9 protein-coding genes are annotated in these 7,960 nt (G+C 67.0%); 3 read left to right on the top strand and 6 right to left on the bottom strand.

From position 1 onward, the window contains the following. Positions 1–251, top strand: a 251-nt coding sequence (locus tag Q1N79_RS20400) for a hypothetical protein (RefSeq protein WP_300611288.1), incomplete at its 5' end; no start/stop codon positions are given. Between the two features lie 4 nt (positions 252–255). Here the strand turns inward: Q1N79_RS20400 and Q1N79_RS20395 are convergent. Together Q1N79_RS20395 and Q1N79_RS20390 are read right to left on the bottom strand one after the other, a co-directional pair. Then, positions 256–1,899, bottom strand: a complete 1,644-nt coding sequence (locus Q1N79_RS20395) for a hypothetical protein (RefSeq protein WP_300611286.1) — start codon at positions 1,897–1,899, stop codon at positions 256–258. Between the two features lie 25 nt (positions 1,900–1,924). Next, positions 1,925–3,013 (bottom strand): LamG-like jellyroll fold domain-containing protein, encoded by a 1,089-nt coding sequence (locus tag Q1N79_RS20390; RefSeq protein WP_300611284.1) that lies wholly within the window; start codon positions 3,011–3,013, stop codon positions 1,925–1,927. A gap of 894 nt (positions 3,014–3,907) precedes the next feature. Here Q1N79_RS20390 and Q1N79_RS20385 point away from each other — a divergent pair. After that, positions 3,908–4,603, top strand: a complete 696-nt coding sequence (locus Q1N79_RS20385) for a L,D-transpeptidase family protein (RefSeq protein WP_300611282.1) — start codon at positions 3,908–3,910, stop codon at positions 4,601–4,603. A gap of 22 nt (positions 4,604–4,625) precedes the next feature. Here Q1N79_RS20385 and Q1N79_RS20380 read toward each other — a convergent pair whose 3' ends face one another. The 3 genes from Q1N79_RS20380 to Q1N79_RS20370 form a co-directional block, all read right to left on the bottom strand. After that, positions 4,626–4,964, bottom strand: a complete 339-nt coding sequence (locus Q1N79_RS20380; protein ID WP_300611280.1) for a VOC family protein — start codon at positions 4,962–4,964, stop codon at positions 4,626–4,628. 28 nt (positions 4,965–4,992) lie between these two features. Further along, positions 4,993–5,820, bottom strand: coding sequence for a class I SAM-dependent methyltransferase (locus Q1N79_RS20375; RefSeq protein ID WP_300611278.1), 828 nt, complete (start codon positions 5,818–5,820; stop codon positions 4,993–4,995). A gap of 137 nt (positions 5,821–5,957) precedes the next feature. After that, positions 5,958–6,428, bottom strand: a complete 471-nt coding sequence (locus tag Q1N79_RS20370; protein WP_300611276.1) for a nuclear transport factor 2 family protein — start codon at positions 6,426–6,428, stop codon at positions 5,958–5,960. A 396-nt stretch (positions 6,429–6,824) separates the two neighbouring features. Between Q1N79_RS20370 and Q1N79_RS20365 the strand changes: the two genes are divergently transcribed. Further along, a complete protein-coding gene (locus Q1N79_RS20365; protein WP_300611274.1) occupies positions 6,825–7,649 on the top strand; it encodes an SAM-dependent methyltransferase in 825 nt (274 codons plus the stop codon). A 14-nt stretch (positions 7,650–7,663) separates the two neighbouring features. On the opposite strand, the gene Q1N79_RS20360 is transcribed toward Q1N79_RS20365, so the two are convergent. Further along, the gene (locus Q1N79_RS20360) at positions 7,664–7,957 is read right to left on the bottom strand and encodes a VOC family protein (protein WP_300611272.1); all 294 of its coding nucleotides are present in this window, start codon (positions 7,955–7,957) and stop codon (positions 7,664–7,666) included. Positions 7,958–7,960 lie beyond the last annotated feature (3 nt).

The raw sequence follows: 7,960 nt of genomic DNA, 5'->3' as shown, positions 1-7,960 counted from the left end.
GTAACGGCCAGGTCTACGAGACCTGGTACAACTGGGGCAACGGCGCGTGGGGCGGCTGGATCGGGCTCGGGGGCTCTGTCTCCAGCGACCCAGTCGCATTGGCGACCTCGGACGGGCATGACCAGGTCTTCGCGACCGGCAACGGCCGGGTCGAGCAGAACTGGTTCGCACCCAGCAACGGTGCCATCGGCGACTGGATCTCGTTCTTATGCGTCTGGGCTCGCCGGGGGTGCTGCTGGCCGGCCGCCTAACCTGTCAGAGGGTGACTGTTCCGCCGCTGGCGGCCACGTACTGCACGAGCTGGTAGGCGTTCCAGTAGGCCCGCGAGCGGCCGAAAGGATCCGTGCGCCGGCTTCCGCTGTCCCAGCTCCCCGAGAAGGCCGGGGTGACCCGGACTCCCCAGCGGCCGGCGAACCCCCACCAGCTGGGCATCTCCACGGCACCGGTGGCCGGCAGTGGCGACGGCAGCGGGTAGGTACTGATGGGAGGGGTGGAATCGAAGGTGTAGTTGCTGATCAGCCGCAGGGTCGTGGCGACTATCGACGACGCCGTGCTCGCCGCGGGCGCGGTAGATGGCCCGTCATTGCGGGCAACATCGGTGCCCGGCTGGCTGGACTGGGGGGTCTCGGTCTGGCTGGTCTGAGTCGGGAACCCGAACGACAGCGCGAACAAAAAGAACCCGATCATGAGGAGTATCCAGCCGATGATCAGGCAGGGTACCGACGCGGCGAGGGCAACCCCCGCGGTCGCGGCCCCAGCCGCCGCGATGGAGATGCAGACGCCGAGGAAGGTGCCCGCTGCTCCCATGATAGCTGCCCCCGTAGTGTTCAAGCCGGCGTCGGGACTCGAGGTGCCTGGGGTTACCACGGCGTCGATCCCGTAGAGGTTTTTGTGGGTCCCCGCGGTCACGTAGACCCACGGGTGGGCGTCAAGGAAGACCGTGGCCTGACTGGCCGTCGTCCCGTCAGGCCAGGGCTGGATGCTGGCGCTCAGCGGGTTGAAGTTGTCGTCGCCCAGGCCGTAGCCCGTGCTGTAGGCCAGGAACCGGGGGGTCAACGCGGTCTTTCCTGGCGCGAAGAGGAAGTCAGGGCGGCCATCCTGGTCAGTGACGGCGAAGTCGGGATCACCTTCCAGGAAGATGGTCACGGCCTCCCACTGTCCCTCCCGGTAGCGCTCGTCCGGGTCGGGGAGACCGACCGGAGAGGGCTCCATCGCCGGGTAGAACAGGTGGTAGGTGAGGGCCAGGTACTTGTTGAGCCCCGAGAATGGCTCGGGCTCGTTGCTGCCGGCGGACTGCATCGGGAAGTCATTCTGGCCGCCTATCTGGCTAACCCGGTCCTGGTCGAGGACTGGATAGCGGCCCGCCCACTCCAGCTCGGCGTAGATGGTGGGCAAGATGGTCCGGGGCACGCTGAACCTCGGCGCCGGGGAAGGCGATGTGATCGGGATCGTGCCGTTCATGGCGTGGCCGAGGGCGCTGAAGAGGGACTGGAGGTACTCAACTGAGCCGCTGCTGTAGGAGACTCCGCCCGCACCGGCAAACGATGCGGTGTCGTCCCAGCCGGCGCAGTCCAAGAAGAGGTCGTTGCTGGCGCTGTTGTAGGCGAAGTGTTGGCCGATGCCCTCGGGAGGAGTGCTGTCGAAGGTGAGCGGGGCGCCGTGGGGATCGTCGACGCCCGCCTGAACTTCGCTCGCGCTGTAGGCTGTGGACGACAGGGGGGCGAGCAGCACCGCTGTGCCTCGCTGGTGAGTGGGGACGTTGTCCCAGCTCTCGGTGGCCTCGTGGCCGAGGACTTCTTCGGCGACCGACGGGAAGAACAGTTCGGTGGGGTCAAAGAAGAACTGCGGCTGGTACTGCTCGAGCAACTGCGTGATGATCGGGTTGGTCAGGTTGGCCATCGGGCTCACGCTCCTGGTATTGGACTCATGGGTTGCTACCGCCAGCCGGGCCACCGCCACCAAAAGTCGTGCCAGTGCCCTGGATCACCGTGTTGAACACCATTGCCGGATTCAGCTTCACCTTGCCCAGGCACATCTTGGAGATGAGGTTCTGAAACTCTTTGATCGGCAGGGGAAGGGCGCTGACCAGTTCTTGCTCCTGGCTTTGCAACTGTTGGACCTGAGCCGGAGACAGGTTGTTCATCGCCATGATGGCCATCTGGGCTAGGGCGTTGTTATATGCGTTCGAGTCGCCGGCCCGGAAGGCGGCCAGGGCCTGGGCCGAGAACGCGACCTGCTGCTGCGATGCCGCAGGCTGGTTGGCCCGGGCCTGGGCTGCGGCCGACAGCCCCAGCTTGATCAGGGCCATGCCCTGCGCCTGGGCCTTCTCTCGGGTGTAACCCATCTCCCGCAGGGTCTCGGCCATGTCGTCAAGCGCGGCCCGGGACCCGGGGCAGCACGGGTCAAGCAGGCCCTTGGCGGCCAAGGCCGGGTCGTACTTATACACCCAGGTCTGGCGCAGGTAGCCGGTGAAGGTGTATTGGCCTGAAGGCTCGGGCCAGTGCCCGACGGCGATACCGTTGGGGCCGACGGAGCCGACGGGACCGTTGGCCGCGTAGGAAGTGGCCACGGGGACGCTGTCGAGGTAGAGCGAGCACTGGTTGACCCCGTCGTGGCGCAGCTCGGCCTGGTGCCACTGGCCGGTGGAGACCAGGTGCGGCGCGCTCTGGGCGCCGGCCCACTGGCCATCGGCGTCGACTATGGTCCCGGAAAGGCTGCCGTCGGGGTTGACGAACAAGGCAAAGCAGAGATGACCCTCGATCAGGTTGTAGCGGCGGGACAGGCCGCCGGCGGGATCCAGGTAGAACTCGGCTACCGCCCGCACCGCGAGCAGGTCCTGCAGGCTCTGGCTCGGAGGTACGATCACCCGGCTATCGGGGCTCGAATACCCAAACGCCGGCGCATAGGGCGCGCTGGCCTCGCTGACCTCGTAGGGCACGCCATGGTTGCGATACCCCGAGAGGTCGCACGCGATCCCCCCGGAGTAGATGTGGTGAACGACCAGGCGGTTCACAGCTTGCCCGCCCTGAGCTGGTAGCCGACGTCCCTGAAGTGACGTTGCACGTCCCCGACCCGCTTTCGCCGCTAGTGATGCTGTTTCCCTGCTGAAGAGGCATCCTGCCCGTCAATGCTCCTGCGGGCGCCTTACCTTGGGTGCGTGCCGCCGTTCTTCACCGCGTAATTGCCCCTCCATCCGGCCGATTGTTGTCCGTCCTCCGCACGGCTGCCGAAATGGACCATGAGGCGAATGAGACGAGGTATATAAGTCACCAGATACAGCCCCCACGCTGGATATCTTCAATAATGGCATGTCTTGAAGGGGTCGTCTAGTAGCACAGTTCCGAACACCGACAGCGCCATTTCCACGCATTACAGATGGTCTAGCATGACGACACAGCTTCGATCTCGTGTACTCGCTGCCGGACCGCCCGTCAAATGTGTCCGGCCCGTCGCGAAGGGACCGGCCACCAGGCCGCACGCCCTGGCGCGGGCGCGTCCGGGCACGGCGGCGCGTATCTCCACGCTGATACCGATGGCAGCGCCGATCATCGGCGTGACATGCAGAACCCCGATCGCCGTGGAATCCCGCCGGAAACACCGGCCCGGCCCGCACGGGAGCGCCGCAAGAAACGTGAGCCGGATATACACCCGGCGCTTAGCAACACGCGATGCCCGCAGGCAGATGTACCTCATCATGGACTTTGCGGCTGTCTCACCGAAGATTTCCCGGCATCCTGTGAGGGTGGGAATGAAGTCTGCCGTCGCTGTGAGCCGTCTGCTGATGCTGACCTGCCTGAGCGCCTCGTGCGGGTTGGCAGAGCCTTCCGCGCCCTCGACTCCAGCTGCCCCCAGCACGCCTGCGGCTTCGGCTGCGGTGCCGGTCCGGACCGCCGTTGTGCCACGGCCGGTGACGGCCCGTCCAGTCGCGGCCCAGGCTCACGTATCGCGCTGCCCCCAGTACCCGGCGGCGACGTACGGCATCGACCCGAACCGGGTGGCCGACACCGGAGGCGGCGCCCAGCTGGTCACCGTCGTCGCCCCTTCCGCCGCGAGCTGGGCTGGGACTTTTACAGCCTGGTCCAGGGGAGCCAACGGCTGCTGGAGCCCGGTGTCGTTTGCCGGGCAGCCCGCGCAGCCCTTCCGGGCTCAGACGGGCTATGGTGGCCTGCTGCCCTTCGCGCGGCGCGTGCCCGGCGACTGGGCCACCCCCACTGGCTTGTTCCCGTTCGGCACGACCGTCTACGGCAACTCGACCGTCAGCCCGACCGTCCGCTACCCCTACCACCACCTCGTGTGCGGTGATTGGTGGGACGAGCAGCCGGGCAGCCCGGCCTATGACACATTCCAGCATGTGCCCTGCGGGATCACCCCGCCATACGGCGACGACTCCGAAGCCCTCTGGACAGAGATCCAGCCCTACCAGCACTTCATCGACATCAAGATGCCCAGCCCTCCGGACAACGGAGCCGGCATCTTCCTCCACGACGACATGCCGGAGGGGTACACCGAAGGCTGCGTGGCCCTGCCCAACGGAGAGCTTGATGCCGTACTCGGGTGGCTGAACCCCGCCGACCGCCCGCACATCCTCATCGCCATCGGCTGACCTCGGGGCTCCCGGAGCCCCGTCAGCCGATCTGCTCCGCCAGGTCGTCGACGACGGCGTCGATATCCCCGACGGCGAATGCGATATGGCGGATACCCGGCGTGTTCGCCTGCGCGTGCCGGTTGTCGCCCTGGTCCGGCGGCGTGTGGAACTTCGTCAGCTCGAGTCGTCCGGAGCCGTCCGGAGTTTGCATGATCGCGATCTCCGCGCGGACGGCCTCGAGTCCCACGACACGGTCCACCCAGCGGCCCTCGACCTGGCCCTTGCCCTGCAGTTCGAGTCCGAGCTGGACGAAGAACTCAATCGCGGCCGCGAGATCGTCAACCACGATGCCGGCGTGCTCCATCCGATGGATAGCCATGTGCACGATGGTAAGAAACCAGCCTGGCTCAGGAACCCTGACTACGCCGTGCCGTGATGAGAACGACGGCAAAGCTGGCGCGAATCGGCCGCCCGAGCCGTTCGTATATGGCGTGGTGTTCTCTATCAAGGGCTTGCCGTTGGCCCGGTGACAGCCGGGGGTAGAGCGACATCGTGCGGAAGATGGCAGTGAGCTCGCCCGGAGTGTGCTCGATCAGCCGTGGCGTGACTGCTACCTGGACATCCCCGAACAGGGGGCCGGCGTAATCTTGCGCCATGTCGTAGCTGTCGTAGCTGCCGAGCCAGGCCCACGCCGCCGAGATGTTGCCACGACGCTGCTCGACCCCGGCGATCGTGGCGTCGAGATCCCGGTAGACCGGCCAGTTAGCGGCAATATCCGGGGCGACCTTTCCCAGGCCCGCCAGCACTGCTTCCTGATCTGCCTTGCTACGCGGCTCCTCAAGCCCGAAGTACTGCACGAGGGCGAGCGTGCCGCCGGGAACGAGCACGTCGGCGGCCTTCTGCCAGCTGACCTTAGGGTCAACCCAGTGAAACGCGGACGCACAGAACACGGCCTGAAACCGCTCGCGGGGAAGCAATGCGTCCTCGAACCGGGCGTTCACGAATTCCGCCGTTCCAGCCCCTTCCAGGTTCTGCCTGGCTAGTGCCACGAGCTTCTTGCCTGGCTCGAGTGCCGTGACGTGCAGGCCCCGGGCGACAAGACTGCGTGTTAGCTGGCCGCTCCCGCATCCGACCTCAAGCACCTGATCGCCGCTCCCGATCCCTGCGACTTGACACGCCTGGTCGATGAGTTCGTCAGGATAAGCCGGGCGGTAGCGGTCGTACTCAGCCGCCATGTCATCAAAAACCTTGCCGTAACGACGTGGGGTGGATGCTGTGACGGCGATGGGGTCTTCAGGGCTGCCTGGCATGTGAGCCAACGTGGGGTCCCGGACTACCGCAGTCCGCGGAGCGCTTCCCGGGCCGGGTCCCGCTAGTCGTGGCCCAGGCGGCGAAGCTGCGCGGCGACGTGGTCGTCGGCGTCCCCTTCGGCCCCCGAACCCGCGGAGACGTCGTGCGCGTAGGCGGTGTCCATGTATTCGCGCAGGAACTTCACCTTCTCGCCGTTCACCTCGATGATGAACACGTAGGAATTCTCGTAGAGATTGCCGTTGCGCAGCGTGCCCCGGGCGGTGGTCTCCGCGGCCACCCAGTTGCCCTCGCCGAACACGTTGCGGATCTCGACCTTGGGGTCCCCTGGCTCGAAAAGGCCCTCGCGCACAGGCTGGAGGAAGTCATCGATGATCGCGTGGCCGCGCTGGGACGGCAGTCCGCGCGCCACGTCATTGACCATCCAGACCGAGTCGTCGTCGAAAAACTCACCGATCAAGGCGAAGTCACCGGTGCTCAGCGTCTCGAAGAAACGCCGCACCACGTCTTTGGAGTCGCTAGCTGCGTCAGGCATGCCACGATGTTCTCACGCGTTCCGGCGGCCGGGAAGCCGTCGGCTACGGGCGCGTGAAAGTCACGTGGGTGACGCCGCTCGGAGCGGTCACTGACTCCACATGGAAGCGTTCCTCGAGCCTTTCGAGCCCGTCCCAGACCGACTCGCCGCGCCCGAGGACAATCGGCGCGACCGGGATGTGCATTCTCCGCGCCGATGCCCACTGCCCAGGCGCCCGCGATCGCGTCGTCGACACCCGTGCGGCCGCCGGGCTGGCCGTGCATCGCGCGTCGAGTGAGACGGCGAAATTGTGGACGCGAACGCGTGACATGGCACATCTCCCTGCGCAGTCGGCCAGCCATCGCAACGGTAGACCGCGAACACCGGCTGAACTCATCGCGGCGCTAGTATCCGCTTATGCCGGGAAAGGACGCTGAAAACGACGCAGAAAACAAGGTACCCGCGCTGGACACGGCGCACGCTCATCCCGCTCGCGTCTACAACTACTGGCTCGGGGGCAAGGACAATTTCGCCGCGGACCGGGAGGCGGCGGAGCGGGCGATCGCGGCCAATCCAGGGATCGTCGCGGACGTGCGCGCCAACCGGGCGTTCCTCACCCGGGCGGTCCGCTACCTGGTCACCGAAGGCGGAATCCGGCAGTTCCTCGACATCGGCACCGGGCTGCCCGCCGCGGGCAACACCCACGAGGTGGCGCAGGCGGCCGATCCGCGGGCGCGGGTCGTCTACGTGGACAATGACCCGATCGTCTTGTCGCATGCCCAGGCGCTGCTCAGCAGCAGCCGGGAAGGCGTCACCGCCTACCTCGACGCGGACCTGCGCGACACCGCCGCCATCCTGCGGGCCGCGGCGAAGACCCTGGACTTCGCCGCGCCGGTCGCGATCATGCTGCTGATCATCTTGCACCTGATCCCCGACTCCGACGACCCGCACGGCATCGTGGCGAGCCTGGTACGGGCAGTGCCGGCCGGCAGCTACCTGGTGCTGGCGCACCCGGCCAGCGACATCCGCACCGAGCAGATGGCGGAGATGACCAAGCGCGTGAACGAGCGCATGAGCAGGCCGGGGGCGACCATGCGCGACCGGGCCGCGGTCACCCGGTTCTTCGACGGGCTCGACCTGCTCGACCCGGGCGTGGTGCAGCCGCAGCAGTGGCGGCCCGAGCCGGGCGCCGTCGGCCCGGACCAGGTGACGGCCTGGTGCGGGGTCGCCCGCAAGCGCTAACCGGCCGCGCCGGATTACGCGTGCCGCGGGAACTGAGTCAGCGACAGCGTGTTGCCGTCCGGGTCGGCGAACCACGCCACAAGGGCGCCACCGGGCGCGGCGGTGACGCGCCAGCCGAGGATCGTGTACCCGGGCGTGGCGACCTCGGGCACCGCCGTGACCCGCAGCATGGTGCCGTTGGCGTCGAAGACGCACGCGACGTCGGTCCGCTCGGTCACCGGCAGGCCGAGCACCTGCTCATAGAACGCGCGCGCCCGGTCCAGGTCGGTCGTCGCCGCGAAGGCGATCACCTCTGACGATCCCAGCATGGC

This window comes from Trebonia sp., assembly GCF_030042015.1.
Classification (GTDB): Bacteria; Actinomycetota; Actinomycetes; order Streptosporangiales; family Streptosporangiaceae; genus Trebonia.
Note: the sequence above shows the minus strand (reverse complement) of the source record. Positions and strands in the feature narration are given on the sequence as shown.